Origin of the sequence: uncultured Sulfitobacter sp. (assembly GCF_964021855.1) — a bacterium.
In the GTDB taxonomy this organism is placed as follows: Bacteria; Pseudomonadota; Alphaproteobacteria; order Rhodobacterales; family Rhodobacteraceae; genus Sulfitobacter.
The window spans coordinates 684,037-701,455 of record NZ_CAXHZD010000001.1; the positions used below are offsets into that span (position 1 = coordinate 684,037).

A 17,419-nucleotide genomic window follows, 5' to 3' on the forward strand; every position below is an offset into this window, starting at 1 on the left:
CTGCCCTTTCGTATCGCTCAGGCGACAAGATAAAGATGATCAGTGATTGAATAAACCGCGAATATTTGCTTTTTTCTAACTCAGGCCATTCTCTTGCCATAAACTGTGGTAATTGTGGCCAAAAATAAGAGGTTCGGGCAAAAAAATGGGTTTTCCAGGGACTTGGATGACGGAAAGCGAAAGCGTTGTGTACCGTGTGGTGCCCAAATGCGCCTGCTCGACCATTGGGCAGATCATGTATTATTCGGATCATGGCGCGTTTTTCGACGGCGATATTCACGATGCGAAATCCGGCATGCACAAATGGGCGATGGAGGAATCGCAAGAGCCGATTACCAGAAATGTGCAGGCCCACGGTTCCTATGCGTTTACCTGTGTTCGGAATCCCTACACCCGTGTTCTAAGCTCGTTCTTTGACAAAATCTGCGGCATCCAGCGCAACGGCAAGCGGTATCGTGGCAACCTTGTTCCGCTATTGGTGCAGAAATACGGTATCGAAGTCGGCGGCATCGATGGCAAGCAAGAGTTCGACCAAATCGCCAGCTTTCGCCGCTTTTTGCTGTTTGCACGCGATACCATTCGGTGGCGTCGGCCCATGGACCCGGATATTCACTGGTCCGCCCAAGCGGGGCATGTCAGCACCTTCATCGTAAACGGCGGCACCTATGACAAGATCGTCTGGACCGAGCAGTTTAACGACGGCATGCAAGACGTGCTGGATGCGATCAAAACACCGCACCCTGTCGCCTTGGCCGATATCCCGAGGTTTAACGAATCCGAAGGGCACGGACCCAAACGGGCGCATCCGGTAGAGGATTATTTTGACGATCTGTCGATGCATCTGGTGCGCGAAATCTACAAGCGTGACTTTGAGTTGTTCAGATACGATATGGACGATCCGGCCAATAAGATGCCCATTTCCGAGATCGACCTGAAAGAAGTTCACGCGAAACTGGGCGAATAGGCGGCATAATTGCCCGTTCTTGGCAGGCGTACCAAGCGCTGCGGATTTGATGCAGAATTTCAAACGATGCGCGGCCCATCTTGCGCAGGCGGGCGCTGCGTCCTACATCATCGGCATGTCACAGGTAAAATCATCATCCAAATCTGACCCCAATTACAAGGTCATCGCCGAAAACCGCCGCGCGCGGTTTGACTACGCCATCGATGATGACGTCGAATGCGGCATTATGCTTGAAGGGTCCGAGGTGAAATCCCTGCGCAACGGCGGGGCCAATATCGCAGAAAGCTATGCCGCGGTTGAGGATGGCGAGCTGTGGTTGGTGAATTCCTATGTCGCCCCCTACAGCCAGGCAAAAACCTTTAGCCACGAAGAACGCCGCCGCCGCAAGCTGCTGGTGTCGAAAAAGCAGCTGTCGCACCTGTGGAACGAAACGCAGCGCAAGGGCATGACCCTTGTGCCGATGGTGATGTATTTCAATCATCGTGGCATGGCCAAGATCAAGATCGGCATCGCCAAGGGTAAAAAGCTGCACGACAAGCGCGAGACAGAGGCCAAGCGCGATTGGTCGCGTCAAAAGCAGCGCCTGCTGAAAGACCATGGCTGAGGGGCTGACCCTCATCGGTTACCAATACAGCGTTTACACCCGCATTGTGCGCGCCGCCCTGATCGAGATGGGGTTGGAAGCAGCCTATCACGAGCTGAACCCGTTCTCTGACGCGCCCGACCCTTTGTTGTTGGAACACACGCCATTCGGCCGAGTGCCTGTGTTGCGGCACGATGATTTCACGCTGACCGAAACCAGCGCCATTTTACGATACCTTGATGCAATTGGCCCGGGCCTGTCTTTGGTCCCGACGCCCCCGCACCAGATGGCGCGGATGGCGCAGGTCGTCGCCGTTACCGATTTTTACGGATACGTGCCATTGGTGCGACAGGTTTTCGCAAACGCTGTTTTTGCGCCGATGATGGACGAGGCCGCGGATGAATTGGCCGTGACCGAGGGGCTGAAAAACGCGCGACCCGTGTTGCAAAGCCTGAATGCCATCGCAGCCGAAGGCCACCAGTTGAACGGGGTCGACATTACGCTTGCCGATCTCCATCTGGCACCGATGATCGCCTATTTCACGATGGCACAGCAGGGTAGCGCGATGCTGGCCGCATTCCCGGCCCTTCAACGGTGGTGGCAAGGTGTCGCAGACCGCCCCAGCCTGCTGCAAACCGACCCTTTTGCAGCCCCCTAGGCCAGCCGCACCCTTGCCTGCCCCCGCCTGCGCGGTTAGGCATAGCAAAACCTGTTCTCAAAGGGGGCTGACCCATGTCCGACGATCCGAAAACACTTGTTTCAACCGACTGGCTGGCACAACATATCAAAGATCCCGACCTGCGTTTGTTGGATGCGTCATGGTATCTGCCCGACATGGGCCGCGATCCCAAGGCCGAGTATGACGCGGCCCACATCCCCGGCGCGCGTTTCTTTGACATAGACGAAATTTCGGACGGGCGGTCTGACTTGCCCCATATGGCACCCCCGGCCGAGAAATTCATGTCGCGTATGCGGGCAATGGGCGTCGGCGACGGCCATCAGGTTGTTGTCTATGACGGCGCGGGCCTGATGTCAGCGGCCCGGGTCTGGTGGCTGTTCAAGCTGATGGGCCAAGACAACGTTGCCGTGCTGGATGGCGGCTTGCCCAAGTGGGTCGCCGAGGGTCGCAAGACCGAAGACATGCCCCCCATCCCCCGCGACCGCCACATGACGGTTCGCTTTCAAAACCAGCTGGTGCGCGATGTCACGCAAGTGGCCCAAGCGTCCAAGCTTAAGGATCCGCAAATCGTCGATGCCCGCGCAGCTGGCCGGTTCCGCGGTGATGATCCCGAACCACGCGAAGGGCTGCGTGCGGGCCATATCCCCGGTTCGCGTAATCTGCCCTATACCGATCTGCTTAACGCAGACAAAACCATGAAATCCGTGGACCAGATAAAAGCCGCCTTCGAGGGTGCTGGCATTGATTTGTCGCGCCCCGTGATCACCAGCTGCGGATCAGGCATTACAGCTGCAGTCCTTGGGCTGGCATTGGAACGGATAGGCCACAAAAGCTGGTCTTTATATGATGGATCTTGGGCCGAATGGGGGATGTTCCCCACTGTGCCCGTTGCGATCGGAGACGCATAATGTTCGAAAACCTGCAGGCGCAGCCCGCCGATAAAATCCTTGCTCTCATGCAGATGTACAAGGACGACCCCCTCGAGACCAAGATCGACCTTGGCGTGGGTGTCTACAAAGATGCGACAGGGCTGACACCGGTCATGCGGGCCGTTAAATCTGCCGAACACCAAATCTGGGAAGCGCAAGACAGCAAAAGCTATACCGGACTGGCCGGCGATCCTGCTTTTGGCGATGCGATGGTCGCCATGGTTCTGGGCGATGCTGTCCCGCGCGCCAATGTTGCCGCCGCCGCGACCCCCGGTGGCACAGGGGCCCTGCGCCAAGCATTTGAGCTGATCCAGATGGCGCGCCCCGACGCGCGGGTGTTTGTGTCAAACCCGACCTGGCCCAATCATTTGTCGATCCTGAAATACCTTGGCATGACGACCGTGCCTTACCGTTATTTTGATGATGAAACCCGTGGCGTTGATTTCGACGGCATGTTGGCCGATCTCAAGACCGCCCAGAAGGGCGATGTGATCTTGCTGCACGGCTGCTGTCACAACCCCACCGGCGCAAACCTGAACCCTGCGCAGTGGGACGAGGTGATCAAGGTCCTGCAAGACACCGGCGCAACGCCGATGATCGACATCGCCTACCAAGGTTTCGGTGATGGTCTGGACGCAGATGCCGCAGCAACCCGCAAGGTCGCCGCGGCGGCGCCCGAATGCCTGATCGCGGCCAGCTGCTCCAAGAACTTTGGCATCTACCGCGAACGCACCGGCATCTTGATGGCTGTTTCCTCGGATGCCTCTGCCCAGCAGCTGAACCAAGGCACACTGGCTTTCTTGAACCGCCAGAACTTCAGCTTCCCGCCTGACCACGGTGCGCGGATTGTGGCGACGATCCTGAACGACGACGCCCTGCGCGCCGACTGGATGGCCGAGCTTGAGGATATCCGCAACACCATGTTGGGCCTGCGCAGCCAGCTTGCCGGCGAATTACAGCGGCTCTCTGGCTCTGACCGTTTCGGTTTCCTTGCCGAACACCGCGGCATGTTCTCGCGCCTCGGCACGACCCCAGAAATGGTGGAAAAGCTGCGCGTTGATCACGGTATCTATATGGTCGGCGACAGCCGCATGAACATCGCAGGCCTGAACGCACAAACCGTTCCGATCCTTGCCAAGGCAATCATCGACGTGGGCATCTAAGCGGCTTCTTTCCGCTTCACCCTTTCTTAAATACTCAATAGCGCCGCGCTGTCCCCCAGCACAGCGCTATTTTTTACCCGCTTTTCACACAAACAAAAAAGACCCGGACGCGAAGGCCCGGGTCTTAAACTCGTTACGGTGTGGCTCTCTTAGCTTTTCGAGAACTCAGGATATGCTTCCATACCCAGCTCCGACACGTCGAGGCCGGTAATCTCGGCTTCCTCGCTGACGCGGATGCCCATGGTGACCTTGAGGATCAACCAGACAACCAGCGATACGATAAAGACGAATGCACCGATGGACGCAAAGCCGATGATCTGTGTCACAAAGGATGTGCCGTCGGTATAGACGGGAACAACCAGCGTGCCCCAGAAACCGGCGATCAAGTGTACTGGGATCGCACCCACAACATCGTCGATTTTCAGCTTGTCCAGGAATGGAACCGCGAAGACCACGATCACACCACCAACTGCACCGATCCAAAGCGCGCCAAACAATGTTGGGTCAAGCGGACCCGCAGTGATGGACACCAGACCCGCCAGCGCACCGTTCAGCAGCATGGTAAGGTCGACCTTTTTGTACAGGATCTGCGTCAGGATCATCGCCGCAACAGCACCGGCAGCCGCCGCCATGTTGGTGTTGGCAAAGATTTGCGCAACAGCGTCGGCGTCGATCATCGACCCCATGGCCAACTGCGAGCCACCGTTAAAGCCGAACCAACCCAGCCACAGGATGAACGTACCCAGTGTGGCAAGCGGCAGGTTCGAACCCTGCATCGGGATCACACGGCCGTCTTTGTATTTGCCGATACGTGGCCCAAGGATGATCGCACCTGCAAGGGCAGCGAAACCACCAGCTGCGTGCACCAATGTGGAACCAGCAAAGTCAGAGAAACCTGCGTCAGACAACCAGCCTGCGCCCCACTGCCAGCTTGCTTCGATCGGGTAGATAAAGCCGGTCAGCACAACGGTGAAGATCAGGAAGGGCCACAGTTTGATGCGTTCGGCCAATGTGCCCGAAACGATGGAGGCTGTGGTTGCACAGAACATCAACTGAAAGAAGAAGTCGGACGCGTTGGAATAGCCGCCTGCGTCGATCGCTGTTTTGATGTCTTTGGTGCCAAAGGTGCCGAACACGCCTTGGATGATCCAAGCGTCGCCCGGGTACATGATGTTATAGCCAACCAGCCAATACATGATGGCAGCCAGCGAAAACAGCGCGATGTTCTTTGTCAGCTGTGTTGTCACGTTCTTTGAACGGACAAGCCCGGCTTCGAGCATGGCAAAACCAGCGGCCATCCAGAAGACCAGGAAGCCACCGATCAAGAACAGCAGCGTATTAAAGATGAATGCAGTCTCGGACGCGCTTGCAAACTCGGCGTCCTGTGCAAAGCCCAATGTCGGCAACAGCGCGGCTGTCGCGGCCATGGGAAGGAGAATTCGTAATTTCATTTCGTCATTTCCTCAAGCGTTAAGGGTCAAATGGCGTCTTCGCCGGTTTCACCGGTGCGCACACGCACGGCCTGCTCGACATCGAGCACAAAGATTTTGCCGTCACCGATTTTGCCGGTGTGGGCGGTGCGGGTGATGGTTTCGACCATCTGATCGGCCAGCGCGTCTGCGACGACCAATTCAAGTTTTACTTTGGGTACAAAGTTCACGACGTATTCAGCGCCGCGATAGATTTCTGTGTGGCCAGACTGGGCACCAAAGCCCTTGATTTCTGTTACCATCAACCCACGTACGCCTGCTTCGGTCAGCGCTTCGCGGACCTCTTCAAGCTTGAAAGGCTTAATTGTTGCTATGATGAGTTTCACCTAAAGTCCCTCTTCTAGAATGCAGGTTCTTCCTGCGTGATGCCTGAGAAGAAAAGCGGGACTCTGGTCGATTATGATAGGCAAAAGGGCGCACAATGGCCTGTTTTACAGGCGTGTGTGTCTAAAAAATGTGCAAAAAGGTAAATGTGATTAAAAAATGTGCAAAAAATAGACGCGCGCCGATGACCTCTACGCTAAACAATCATCGGCATGCAGGATAGAGTGGCGAAAAAGAATGGTCGAGCGAGCAGTAAATGAGTGATTCACCCAAGCGGAAGCGGCCCATGGTCGCCGACAAGCGATATAGCGCAAAAGCGGCAGCGTCGGCCAAAAAGAAGCCTGCAAAAAAGGCACCTGCCAAGCGCAAGCCTGCACGCAAACCGGTCAAACGCCGGGGCGGCATCCTTGGCTTTTTCAGCGCTGTGATCCGCTGGATCCTGAACCTGATCTGGAAAATCGTCTCGCGGGTGACGCTGGTGATCGTGTTGTTGCTGGCCTGTGCGGTTGGGTATTTTTACACAACGCTCCCGCCGCTTGATGCGCTGCTGGATGGTCGCGCGCGTGGATCGGTCACCTTGTTGGATCGCAATGGGGATGTGTTCGCATGGCGTGGGGATCAGTTCGGCGGTGTGGTGAACGCGTCAAACGTATCACCGCATCTCAAGAACGCGGTCATCGCCACAGAAGACAAACGTTTCTACCGCCACTTTGGTGTGTCCCCGCGCGGCATCGCATCGGCTGTCCGTATCAACCTGTCCGAAGGGCGCGGCCCGCTGTCGGGGCATGGTGGGTCAACGATCACCCAGCAAGTCGCAAAACTGCTGTGTCTGGGCGAACCTTTCGATCCATCCTCGGGCCAGACGGAAAAGGAATACGAGGCCGAGTGCCGCCGCTCGTCCCTCAGCCGCAAGGCCAAGGAAGCGCTGTATTCCATGGCGATGGAAGTGAAGTATTCCAAGGATGATATCCTGTCGATCTATCTGAACCGCGCCTATATGGGCGGCGGGGCATTCGGTGCCGAAGCCGCCGCACAACGCTTTTTCGGCAAGCCCGCAACGGCCCTGCGCCCTGCCGAGGGTGCGATGCTGGCGGGTTTGCTGACCGCCCCCACAACATTGTCGCCGACCAATAATCTGGATCGGTCGCAAAGCCGTGCAGCCACAGTGGTGCGCCTGATGGAAGAGCAAGGGTATCTGACCCAAGCCGAGGCTGACGACGCGATTGCGCACCCCGCCGAACTGTCAGAGGCCGCCGAAGCCCAAGCAGGCGGGTATTTCGCTGATTGGGTCATGTCGTCGGGGCCCGAGTTCTTTACCCGCAACACGACCGAAGACGTGATTATCAAGACAACGCTGGATCAGCGCATTCAAAAGGCTGCCGAGGCCGGGCTAAGCTGGGTGTTCGAAAACAAAGTGCGCGAAGGGTCCAATGCGCAGGCCGCCGTTGTGGTGATGTCTGCCGATGGTGCCGTGCGTGCAATGGTTGGTGGCCGCAAGACCAAGGTGGCTGGTGCCTTTAACCGCGCGACCCAAGCGATGCGTCAGACGGGGTCGTCGTTCAAGCCGTTCATCTATGCGGCGGCCCTTGATCTGGGGTATTCCCCCAATGATCTGATCGAGGATGCACCCTATTGCCTGAATATTCCGGGATCGGGTGAATGGTGCCCTAAAAACTATACCAAAGAGTTCAAAGGCCAGGTGTCGCTGACGACCGCGTTAAAGGATTCGCTTAATATTCCGGCAGTCAAAGTCTCTGAAAGTGTGGGCCGCGATGTGGTCAGCCAAGTCGCGACGCAGTTTGGTATTCAAAGCGATCTGGCCGTCGGCCCCGCGCTCGCGCTTGGTGCATCCGAAAGCACCCTGCTTGAGATGACAGGTGCCTATGCAGGTATCTTGAACGGCGGGTCGTCCGTGAAACCTTACGGCTTGATTGATCTAAAGCTGTTGGGCGATAGCGAGCCGTTGATGGGCACGGGCGGCGGTATCGGCGAACGGGTGATCCAAGAGGATGCCGCCCTGCAACTCGTCTATATGATGGAGAAAGTCGTGTCGGAAGGCACCGGCAGACGGGCGCAGTTTGGCGGGCGTGAACTGGCCGGCAAGACCGGCACCACACAAGCCAACCGCGACGCGTGGTTTATCGGGTTCTCGGCCGATTATGTGGCCGGTGTCTGGATGGGCTACGACGATAACACCCCCCTGACAGGTGTATCGGGCGGCGGGTTGCCGACCGAGATCTGGAAAGAAGTGATGGAGCGGGTACACGAGGGGCTGCCTGTGCGGCCCTTGCCGATGATCATACCGGCCCCTGCGGTGGTCGAGGCTCCCGTGCCGGTCCCCGCGCCGCAACCGCAAAACCCGCTGAGCCTGATTGATCAGGTCCTGCGCGATATATTTGGTGGCGGATCATCCGGGGGCAACGGGCAAGAAGATAACCGATAGCCGCAGCCATAAACGTGAAAAAGGGAGACTGGGTTAAACCCAATCTCCCTTTTCTGTCAGGCTTGAACGGTCCGAGGTAACAAACCCGCCCAAGCCAGATGACAGTCTGCCTTAGAAGCCGAGAACCAAGGACACACCCAAGGTGTTGTCAGTGGATTTCAGACCCGCAGCAGGATCGGTGTTGTAGTCAGTACGGTAGCTGACCCGTGTCGACAGGTTGTCAGACATTTTGTAGTTGATGCCCGCATCGTTCGACAGAACAGTGTTGACCTTGGAGCTCACAACGTCGGTGTCCATGGTGAACGACACTGTGTCGTTGAAGGCATAGAAGTAACGCGAGGATGCGATGGCACCGATTTCGGTTTCAGATGTACCAGTCACGTCCTTGTAGTAGCGAACGCCCGGGCCCGCTTGGATGCGCCATGTGTGATCATTTGTGTTGATCGCACGGTAACCAGGACCAAAGCCCAAGAACGCGTCGGTTTCCGAACCAGGAACCTGTGCGCCGGTGTTGTCGGTCAGGTAGCCATCATATTGGTAACGGGCCAGACCAAAGGCATAAAGCTGCTCAGAGAAATAGCGGCTACCTTCGTATGTGCCGAAAAACTTCTCTTCGCTTTTTTGACCATTGGCTTCGCCGTATTCGACCGCGAAACCAACCAAGTGGTTCCAGCTGCCGATACCGTATGTCAGACGGCCAGCGCCTGAAACTTCACCGTTGTCGGTGTTGCCGCTTGTGCCCGATGCGGACAATGCGAACGAACCGCGCCAGCCTTGTGCGACGCCGTTGGGGCCGTAACGCTCTGCGTCATCGCCGCGTGCAAGATCGGTTTGAACATCATCTGTGATGTCGTCGATCTGGTCATTCAATGTCTCAATGCCCAAAGCGCGTTGCTGAGCGAAAACTGGGGCGGCAGCCATCAGTGCGATTACGGAAACCGCCGAAACTTTAAAGAACGTATTCATTGGGGAATCCTTTCCCTTAGAAGTGACCCGACCCTGAGAGCGGGACAGGAGCATCTCTGCTGAGAATGGATTTAGGGTAGTACTTCACATAAGTTAAATTCGAATTACTCGTGCATAAAACGAGCATTACTCGTTTGTAATTCGGCGGCTGTGATCAGTGTATGGGCATCAGCTGGTGGGCGATTGCTCAATCAGGTTATCTTGTTCATTTTCAGCCGCTTGGGCGACGTCAATCAAGGTGCGCCGCGCGACCGACAGCAACTCGGGGTCCAGGTCTTCGCGCCAAACAACCCACGCGGGATATGAAAACCGTGGCGCATCCGCAACAAGGTGCAACCTTCCTGTATCGATATACCGCTGGGCGGAGCGTGCAGGCAGATATGCGGCGGCGCGGCGGTTCACGATATAGTCGCCAGCCAACGCGCCAAGCGCCATGGCACGCCCCGCATTTGTCAGATGGGGTAGCGCGGTTGCATGCATATGCGTGAATTCTGGACCCCAATCGACAAAGACATATTCCGGCCCGATATCCTCCAGCGCCGTCTGGAAAGACGAGACCAGCACCAGCTCCTCGGCCAGCACGGGTTGGACCAGCAGACCGGGGCGGAGCTGCGGGGTATAGAGCAGGGCAGCCTGTATCACCCCTTCGACCAGAAACCGGGTCAGCCTGTCGGTCATGCCCATTTCGGCCCGCACGCTTAGGTCCGGTAAGGCCGTTTGCAGCGCATCAATCCAGCGAAACCCCAATCGGTGCCAAAGCGAATACTGCGCCCCCAGCGAAAGACTGCGGCTGTAGCCCTCGGGGATGGCGATTTGTTGGCGGGCTTCTTCCCATATCTTAAGCAGGCTCAGGGCATAGGGGACGAACTGTTCGCCCTCGGACGTCAGCAACGCGCCTGATTTGGAACGTTTGAACAGCGCGTGGCCCAAGCTGTCTTCTAGCCGTTGAATGCGCAGGCTGACCGCTGATTGCGTGACAAACAGCTTGTCCGACGCAGCCACGAAAGAGCCGGAGTTGGCGACCTCGATAAAGGTTTTGATCAGCGTGATATCCATGCGCCGACCATGGGGCAGGCAAGGGCTGTTGCCAAGCGTCTAGCGTACGGCTTTCAGGTCTTGGGTCGCTGCAATCAGATCACCACCGCGCCGGTCCAGCATCGAACCGATTTCACTGCGTTCGGTCAGCAGCAGGTTCACGCCCTCAAGGAACATGTTGAAAAACTGAAGCTCGCCGGATTTGTCGGACACCAGAAAAATCACATCAATCGGGTTTTCGCCCCGAAGATAGGCGGTGGTCTTGATCTCGTAACCCTGCTTGATTTGGCGGGCACCTTCGACCTCGATCCGGCCACCGATAAACTGGCCAAAGCGACCGCCGTATTTTTTGGCGATGTAGCTGGAAAAGACATCGGAAAACGCTGCCTTTTGCGCGGGGCTGGCGCTGCGTCCGTCAACGCCAAGCGCATATTGTGCCATGATATCGACGTCAGCATAGCGTTCGAACAACGTCTCGAACTGCGGAATCATATCGGTCTCGGGCATGCCGCTGTCGATCACGCGGTAAATGTCGGCGATCAGCCGCGTGATAAACGCAGTCGCGTCATTTGCCGTCAAAGCGGCTGCGGGTCGTGCGACGGCCAGTGAACAGACCCCGCCAATAAAGGTGCGTCTGCCAAGCTTAGTTTGCATAGGGGTCATCATATGTAGCCATCGTGCCGGTGCGGCGGGAAAGTTCATAGCGGCGTTTTTGCAGATAGATCAGGCGCGCCTGCGCATAACTGTCGGCGCTGTTGCCCAGCACATCACTGATCATGTCACTGCGCCGGCTGTTCTTGAGGATGCGGTCGGTCAGCTTTGCGGCAGTGCCAACATATTTCTCAGGGCTGTCCAGTACGTTGGACAGCGGGTTTGTAAACATGTCCACAACGCGCCCGGCAACATCACGGCCTGTGGATGGCCCCAGAAGTGGCAGTTCGTAATACGCCCCTTCGCCAACACCCCAAACATATAAGGTTTCGCCAAAATCGGTGTCGTGTTCAGGTACTTTGAATTCGCTGGCTGCATCAACCAAACCGGCAAAGCCAAGGACCGAATTGATCGCAAAGCGCGATGTCGCCAGTCCGAAGCCTTGGATATCGCCCTGAAGGAACGAATTCACCGCGACTTGGGGCATCGACATGTTTTCAGCAACGTTGTGAATCATCGTCTGGAATTCAAAGGGCACAGCCTTGGCCAGTCCGCCACCCTTACCAGATCCTGCAATCTTTTTGTTAAAGGCATGTACCTTGCGGTTGTTTTGCTCGTAGGGGTCATTGATGCCTGTCGGCTCAACCCTCGCGGTACCGCTGCACGCGGCAAGGGCTGCCACAATGGCGAGCATCGTCAGGTTGCGCAGCATTTTGGATGAACTAAATCGATTGATCACGGCAGCCCCCTTGGCGGCGGTAAGGATTTTGCACGTTATGGGGGCAGTACATGTAATTGGCAACATATCATTACATGATCCCTGCCACCCCGAAAAACCGTAGATTTCGTTGCATGAATGCCCCCTTTCCGTTTGGCCGTCGCAGCGTTAACCTGTCGCGCAAACATATCTGATTTCAAAGGAAGAAACCCATGAGCATCACCAAACGTCTCAGCGATTTAGGTGTCACATTGCCAGACGCGCCTGCCCCTGCGGCCAACTATGTGCCGTTCGTTAAGACAGGCAACATCGTCTATATCTCTGGCCAGATATCGAACGGACCTGATGGCCTGATTCTGGGAAAGCTGGGCGATACGATGGATGTTGATGCCGGTGCGGCGGCAGCCAAAACCTGTGCGATCAGCCTTTTGGCGCAGGTCAAAGCTGCCTGTGATGGCGATATCGAGCGTCTTGTGCGTGTGGTGAAACTGACCGGTTTTGTGAACTCTACCGACGATTTCACCGACCAGCCCAAGGTGATCAATGGCGCGTCTGACTTTCTGGTTGAAGCCCTAGGTGATGCAGGGCGGCATGCACGTTCTGCGGTATCGGCAGCATCCTTGCCACTGGGTGTCGCCGTCGAAATCGAAGGCATTTTCGAGATCGCATGACCTTTCCAGCAGCCCTTGTAAAAGCACCTTTTGCCCACCGGGGCTTTCATGATCTGAACGCGGGACGGCCTGAAAACAGCCCGACCGCGTTCAGTGCTGCGATTGACCGTGGCTATGGCATCGAACTGGATGTGCAGTTGAGCGCCGACGGGCAAGCGATGGTGTTTCATGACTATGCGCTGGATCGTCTGACGGCCGAGACAGGACCGATCCAGCAACGCACCGCCGCCGAGCTGGCACAGATCACGCTAAAAGGCGGCACCGATACGATACACACCTTGCCAGAAATCCTAACGCTCATCGGCGGGCGTGTGCCGTTGCTGGTCGAGGTCAAGGATCAAGACGGGGCCATGGGCGCTAACATCGGTCCGCTGGAAAAGATGACAGCCCAAGCGTTGCAGGGCTATGAAGGCGATGTGGCAGTGATGTCGTTCAATCCAAATTCCGTGGCCATGATGGCGCAGCTTGTGCCACAGGTGCCGCGCGGGATCGTGACCAGCGCCTATCGCTATGCCGATTGGCCGCTGTCTCGGGCGACCTGCGATCACTTGCGTGAGATACCTGATTACGACCGGTCCGGCGCATGTTTCATCAGTCACGAGGTTGATGATCTGTCGCGACCGCGTGTGGCAGACCTGCGCAAGGCGGGTGCGATGGTGTGTTGTTGGACAGTGCGCAGCGCGGAAATCGAAGCGACGGCGCGGCACTATGCCGATAATATCACGTTCGAGGGCTATGACGCGTTGCTGACCGCTTGAACCCCGGCGTTTCGGCCACAGATACAACCCATGGCAAGCGGGACACCCTCATGAGCGCGCAAGAAGTCGAAATTCGAATATTCCCCAAGATTGCCGATATTGGTCAGGCCGACTGGGATGCTTGTGCCTGCCCCGAAGCCGCATCAGGCGGGCGGCCAAATGATCCGTTTACCACCTACCGTTTCCTATCCGCGATGGAGGACAGCGGCAGCGTTGGCCCCGGCACGGGCTGGCAGCCGCAATACCTAGCGGCGTCAATCGGCGGGCAGATCATCGGGGTCGCGCCGATGTATGCGAAATCCCACAGTCAGGGCGAATATATCTTTGATCACAACTGGGCCCATGCGTGGGAACGAGCAGGTGGGCGGTATTACCCCAAACTGCAAATTGCGGTGCCCCACACCCCGGCCACCGGTCGTCGCTTTCTAACCCGTCCGGGTTTTGAGGACGCAGGCATGGCCGCATTGATACAAGGGGCCGTGCAGCTCACGGATAACAACGGGCTGTCGTCGTTGCACATCACCTTTTGCACCGAGGCCGAGGCGATAGCGGCGCAAGAATTGGGGCTGATGGCGCGCAAAAGCCAGCAGTTCCATTGGCAAAACCACGGCTATGCGGACTTCGACGGGTTTCTTGCCACGCTCAGTTCGCGCAAGCGCAAAAACATCCGCAAAGAACGGCTGCAAGCCCAGGATTTTGGCGGAACGATTGAAACCTTTACCGGCGACCAGATCGAGCCTGAACATTGGGATGCGTTTTGGGAGTTCTACCAAGACACCGGCGCGCGCAAATGGGGCACGCCTTATCTGACGCGCCAGTTCTTTGATATCGCGCAGGAAACCCTGCGCGATGACATGGTGTTGGTGTTGGCGCAACGTAATGGGCGGTGGGTCGCCGGTGCGCTGAACTTTGTCGGGGCTGACGCGTTATATGGCCGGTACTGGGGGTGCAACGAGCACCATCCGTTCCTACATTTCGAACTGTGCTATTATCGCGCAATCGACATCGCAATCGACATGAAGCTGGCAAGCGTAGAGGCAGGGGCCCAAGGCGAACACAAACTGGCGCGCGGCTATCTGCCCACCGCAACATGGTCACTGCACTGGATGCGCGATCAGGGCTTTGCCCGCGCGGTGGGGGATTATCTGCAACAGGAACGTGCTGCCGTAGATCACGAAATCGACATACTGACAGATTATGGCCCGTTTAAGCGGGTAAATATTGAGGAACAACAATGAGCGAAAAATTAAGCGAAGAGACCCGGAAAACCGTGCTCGCCCCCTTGTTTGCAACAGGCTGGGAGATGGTCGATGGGCGTGATGCCATCGTCAAGACGTTCAAGTTCAACGATTTTGCGGATGCATTTGGCTGGATGACCCGCGCGGCCATCTGGGCGGAAAAATGGAACCATCATCCCGAATGGGAAAATGTGTACAGCAAGGTGGTCGTGACGCTGACGACCCATGATTGCGACGGCCTAAGCGCGCTGGATGCCAAGCTGGCGCGCAAGATGGATGGTTTGTTCGGCACCGCCTAACAACGATGCAGCGCACAGAAATCGAAAACGCCGCCCGTGAAGGGGCGGCGTTTTGCGTTTAAGTTTGAGTAATAAGGGGCGACCCTGATCACATGTTGTCCAGCAGCGCCTCGCCACCGGAGGTTTCGCAAACGCCGGGGTTTTCTTCTGCTTGGAACAGCGTGACCTTGCCATCATCAACCAGCATCGCATAGCGCTTGGACCGTGCCATCAAGCCAACAGGTTCAGCTGTGAAATCCATGCCAAGCGCCTTGGTAAAGGCGCTGTTGCCGTCGGCCAGCATGGTAATACCGGCAGCAGAGGCACCAGTCGCATCGCCCCATGCTTGCATAACGAAGGGGTCATTGACGGAAATACAAATAATCTCGTCCACGCCTTTGGCGTCAAACTGGTCTTTGGTGCGGATAAAGCTGGGCACATGTGCGGAATGGCAGGTGGGCGTAAACGCACCCGGCACAGCAAATACCACGACTTTGCGGCCTTTTACCTTGTCCGCCATTTGCACGGGCGCGGGGCCATCGGCACCCATTTCCATCAGCGTGGCATCGGGTAGCATATCACCTTGAGAAATCGTCATCTGTCTGACCTTCCATGTCATTGCGTTTGTCTTGTGCTTAGATATAGGTTTTGGGCGCAGGCGGGAAACCGATTTTTTAACTAAGGGATGCAGCATGGGACATGTCGTTGTTATTGGGGCAGGTCAGGCCGGGTCATCATGTGTGGCCAAGCTGCGCAATTCCGGCTTTGAGGGTAAGGTAACCCTGATCGGTGCCGAAACCGTGCCGCCCTATCAACGCCCCCCATTGTCCAAGGCGTATTTGCTGGGCGACATGACGCTTGAGCGTCTGTTTCTGCGCCCCGAAAGTTTCTATAGCGAGTATGATATTGATCTGATGTTGGGCACCCATGTCGACAGTATTGATACCGCGGCCCAAACGATCCGCGTGAACGGCGACGACATGCCCTATGACAGCTTGGTGCTGACCACCGGGTCGGTGCCGCGTCGTTTGCCCGCCAGTATCGGCGGCGCATTGGACGGGGTGCATGTGGTGCGCGATTTGACAGATGTCGATACGATGGGCCCGCGATTTACCAAAGGCGCGCGCGTGTTGATCGTGGGTGGCGGATACATCGGCCTAGAGGCGGCATCGGTCGCGGCCAAGCTAGGGCTCAACGTGACCTTGGTTGAGATGGGCGACCGTATCTTGCAGCGTGTCGCGGCCCCGCAAACATCTGATTTCTTCCGCGATCTGCACCGGTCGCACGGCGTGGACATCCGCGAGGGCGTGGGCCTTGAGCGGTTGATCGGAGATACCCATGTTACTGCTGCACATCTGTCTGACGGGTCTGAACTGCCTGTCGACTTTGTCATCGTCGGTGTCGGCATCGGCCCGGCGCAAGAACTGGCCGAGGCGGCAGGGATCGAGATTGATAACGGGATCAAAACCGACAGCCACGGGCGCACGTCAGCCCCAAATGTCTGGGCGGCGGGCGATTGCACGTCTTTTCCCTATCGCGGCACGCGCATCCGGTTGGAATCGGTGCCAAACGCCATTGATCAGGCGGAATGTGTCGCCGAAAATATCATGGGCGCGGACAAGGAATATGCGGCAAAGCCATGGTTCTGGTCGGATCAATATGATGTGAAATTGCAGATCGCGGGCCTGAACACAGGCTACGACCGTGTGATTACCCGCCGCACAGACGAAGATTCAGTGGCGTTCTGGTACTACAAGGGGGCCGAACTGTTGGCAGTGGACGCCATGAATGACCCGCGCGGGTTTATGATCGGGCGACGTTTGATCGAAGCGGGGAAATCCCCCGCGCCCGAGCTGATCGAAGACCCTGAAACTGACCTGAAAGCATTGCTGAAAGCATGAGGATCATCGCCGGAAAATCGCGCGGCACGCATCTGGCCGAGGTGGGCAAAGGCGATGCAGATGCACATCTACGCCCCACCTCTGACCGTGTGCGCGAAAGCCTTTTTTCGATGCTAGCATCGCATAATGTGATCAATGGCGCGCATGTGCTGGACCTGTTCGCGGGCACCGGCGCATTGGGCCTTGAGGCGCTGTCGCGCGGCGCGCGCGATGTGGTGTTTGTTGAAAACGGACGTGTCGCGCAAAAGCTGATTACCGAGAACATCAAGAAACTGCGCGCCGAAGGCGAAACGACGCTGATGCGGTCGGATGCCACAACGCTTGGCAGTTGGATCGCGGACCCGTTCGATCTGGTGTTTCTTGATCCCCCCTATGCCAAGGCGATGGGGCAGGCGGCGCTGGCCAAGGCGCTTGCTGGTGGGTGGTTGGCCAAGGGTGCGATGATCGTGTGGGAAGAAAGCGCGGCGATGGACCCGCCCGACGGATTTACCCGCATCGACAAAAGAAAATATGGCGACACCTGGATTACTTTTTTAAACGTGAGCTAACCGAAAAACTGTTCAGGCTTTGCATTCACCCTACTTACGCCTATGAGCTAGTCAATTATTCCAACGGAAAGACGCCCCCA

General features: G+C 57.0%; 19 protein-coding genes. 12 read left to right on the forward strand and 7 right to left on the reverse strand.

The features are described from left to right. Positions 1–145 precede the first annotated feature (145 nt). From AADJ11_RS03320 to AADJ11_RS03340, 5 genes are all read left to right on the forward strand, one after another. Entirely contained in the window at positions 146–964 is an 819-nt protein-coding gene (locus tag AADJ11_RS03320; RefSeq protein WP_341233131.1) for a sulfotransferase family protein, read from the forward strand. A 115-nt stretch (positions 965–1,079) separates the two neighbouring features. Beyond that, positions 1,080–1,568 carry an SsrA-binding protein SmpB gene (gene smpB / locus AADJ11_RS03325; RefSeq protein WP_341233657.1) on the forward strand — a complete coding sequence of 163 codons (489 nt, stop codon included), beginning with the start codon at positions 1,080–1,082 and terminating at the stop codon, positions 1,566–1,568. Further along, positions 1,561–2,205, forward strand: coding sequence for a glutathione S-transferase family protein (locus AADJ11_RS03330; protein WP_341233132.1), 645 nt, complete (start codon positions 1,561–1,563; stop codon positions 2,203–2,205). Before smpB ends, AADJ11_RS03330 begins: the two co-directional genes overlap by 8 nt. 74 nt (positions 2,206–2,279) lie before the next feature. Further along, complete coding sequence (gene sseA, locus AADJ11_RS03335) at positions 2,280–3,134, forward strand: 3-mercaptopyruvate sulfurtransferase (protein ID WP_341233133.1); 855 nt, start codon at positions 2,280–2,282, stop codon at positions 3,132–3,134. After that, positions 3,134–4,318, forward strand: coding sequence for an amino acid aminotransferase (locus AADJ11_RS03340; RefSeq protein ID WP_341233134.1), 1,185 nt, complete (start codon positions 3,134–3,136; stop codon positions 4,316–4,318). Before sseA ends, AADJ11_RS03340 begins: the two co-directional genes overlap by 1 nt. Positions 4,319–4,467: 149 nt before the next feature. On the opposite strand, the gene AADJ11_RS03345 is transcribed toward AADJ11_RS03340, so the two are convergent. Continuing rightward, positions 4,468–5,769: an ammonium transporter gene (locus AADJ11_RS03345; RefSeq protein ID WP_341233135.1), complete on the reverse strand. Its 1,302-nt coding sequence runs from the start codon at positions 5,767–5,769 to the stop codon at positions 4,468–4,470. 26 nt (positions 5,770–5,795) lie between these two features. Then, complete coding sequence (locus tag AADJ11_RS03350; protein ID WP_005851080.1) at positions 5,796–6,134, reverse strand: P-II family nitrogen regulator; 339 nt, start codon at positions 6,132–6,134, stop codon at positions 5,796–5,798. Between the two features lie 254 nt (positions 6,135–6,388). On the opposite strand from AADJ11_RS03350, the gene AADJ11_RS03355 reads away from it, so the two are divergent. After that, entirely contained in the window at positions 6,389–8,575 is a 2,187-nt protein-coding gene (locus AADJ11_RS03355; protein ID WP_341233136.1) for a PBP1A family penicillin-binding protein, read from the forward strand. Positions 8,576–8,686: 111 nt separating this feature from the next. Here AADJ11_RS03355 and AADJ11_RS03360 read toward each other — a convergent pair whose 3' ends face one another. From AADJ11_RS03360 to AADJ11_RS03375, 4 genes are all read right to left on the reverse strand, one after another. Beyond that, complete coding sequence (locus AADJ11_RS03360) at positions 8,687–9,541, reverse strand: DUF481 domain-containing protein (RefSeq protein WP_341233137.1); 855 nt, start codon at positions 9,539–9,541, stop codon at positions 8,687–8,689. Positions 9,542–9,709: 168 nt separating this feature from the next. Continuing rightward, a complete protein-coding gene (locus AADJ11_RS03365) occupies positions 9,710–10,597 on the reverse strand; it encodes a LysR family transcriptional regulator (RefSeq protein ID WP_341233138.1) in 888 nt (295 codons plus the stop codon). A 39-nt stretch (positions 10,598–10,636) separates the two neighbouring features. Beyond that, entirely contained in the window at positions 10,637–11,230 is a 594-nt protein-coding gene (locus AADJ11_RS03370; protein WP_341233139.1) for an ABC transporter substrate-binding protein, read from the reverse strand. Then, on the reverse strand, positions 11,220–11,966 hold the full coding sequence (locus AADJ11_RS03375; RefSeq protein ID WP_341233140.1) for a VacJ family lipoprotein: 747 nt from the start codon (positions 11,964–11,966) through the stop codon (positions 11,220–11,222). Before AADJ11_RS03375 ends, AADJ11_RS03370 begins: the two co-directional genes overlap by 11 nt. A 191-nt stretch (positions 11,967–12,157) precedes the next feature. Between AADJ11_RS03375 and AADJ11_RS03380 the strand changes: the two genes are divergently transcribed. From AADJ11_RS03380 to AADJ11_RS03395, 4 genes are read left to right on the forward strand one after another with little or no spacing between them, the layout of a single operon-like run. Beyond that, on the forward strand, positions 12,158–12,616 hold the full coding sequence (locus AADJ11_RS03380) for a RidA family protein (RefSeq protein ID WP_341233141.1): 459 nt from the start codon (positions 12,158–12,160) through the stop codon (positions 12,614–12,616). Next, the gene (locus tag AADJ11_RS03385) at positions 12,613–13,374 is read left to right on the forward strand and encodes a glycerophosphodiester phosphodiesterase family protein (protein ID WP_341233142.1); all 762 of its coding nucleotides are present in this window, start codon (positions 12,613–12,615) and stop codon (positions 13,372–13,374) included. The genes AADJ11_RS03380 and AADJ11_RS03385 overlap by 4 nt, the downstream gene beginning before the upstream one ends. A 50-nt stretch (positions 13,375–13,424) precedes the next feature. Continuing rightward, positions 13,425–14,612, forward strand: a complete 1,188-nt coding sequence (locus tag AADJ11_RS03390) for a GNAT family N-acetyltransferase (RefSeq protein ID WP_341233143.1) — start codon at positions 13,425–13,427, stop codon at positions 14,610–14,612. Continuing rightward, positions 14,609–14,911: a 4a-hydroxytetrahydrobiopterin dehydratase gene (locus AADJ11_RS03395; RefSeq protein WP_341233144.1), complete on the forward strand. Its 303-nt coding sequence runs from the start codon at positions 14,609–14,611 to the stop codon at positions 14,909–14,911. The genes AADJ11_RS03390 and AADJ11_RS03395 overlap by 4 nt, the downstream gene beginning before the upstream one ends. A gap of 88 nt (positions 14,912–14,999) precedes the next feature. Here the strand turns inward: AADJ11_RS03395 and AADJ11_RS03400 are convergent, their stop codons facing one another. Beyond that, positions 15,000–15,488, reverse strand: coding sequence for a peroxiredoxin (locus AADJ11_RS03400; RefSeq protein WP_341233145.1), 489 nt, complete (start codon positions 15,486–15,488; stop codon positions 15,000–15,002). Between the two features lie 94 nt (positions 15,489–15,582). Here AADJ11_RS03400 and AADJ11_RS03405 point away from each other — a divergent pair, with 94 nt between their 5' ends. Next, a complete protein-coding gene (locus AADJ11_RS03405) occupies positions 15,583–16,791 on the forward strand; it encodes an FAD-dependent oxidoreductase (protein ID WP_341233146.1) in 1,209 nt (402 codons plus the stop codon). Beyond that, positions 16,788–17,339 carry a 16S rRNA (guanine(966)-N(2))-methyltransferase RsmD gene (gene rsmD, locus AADJ11_RS03410; protein ID WP_341233147.1) on the forward strand — a complete coding sequence of 184 codons (552 nt, stop codon included), beginning with the start codon at positions 16,788–16,790 and terminating at the stop codon, positions 17,337–17,339. Before AADJ11_RS03405 ends, rsmD begins: the two co-directional genes overlap by 4 nt. The last annotated feature ends 80 nt before the right edge of the window (positions 17,340–17,419 follow it).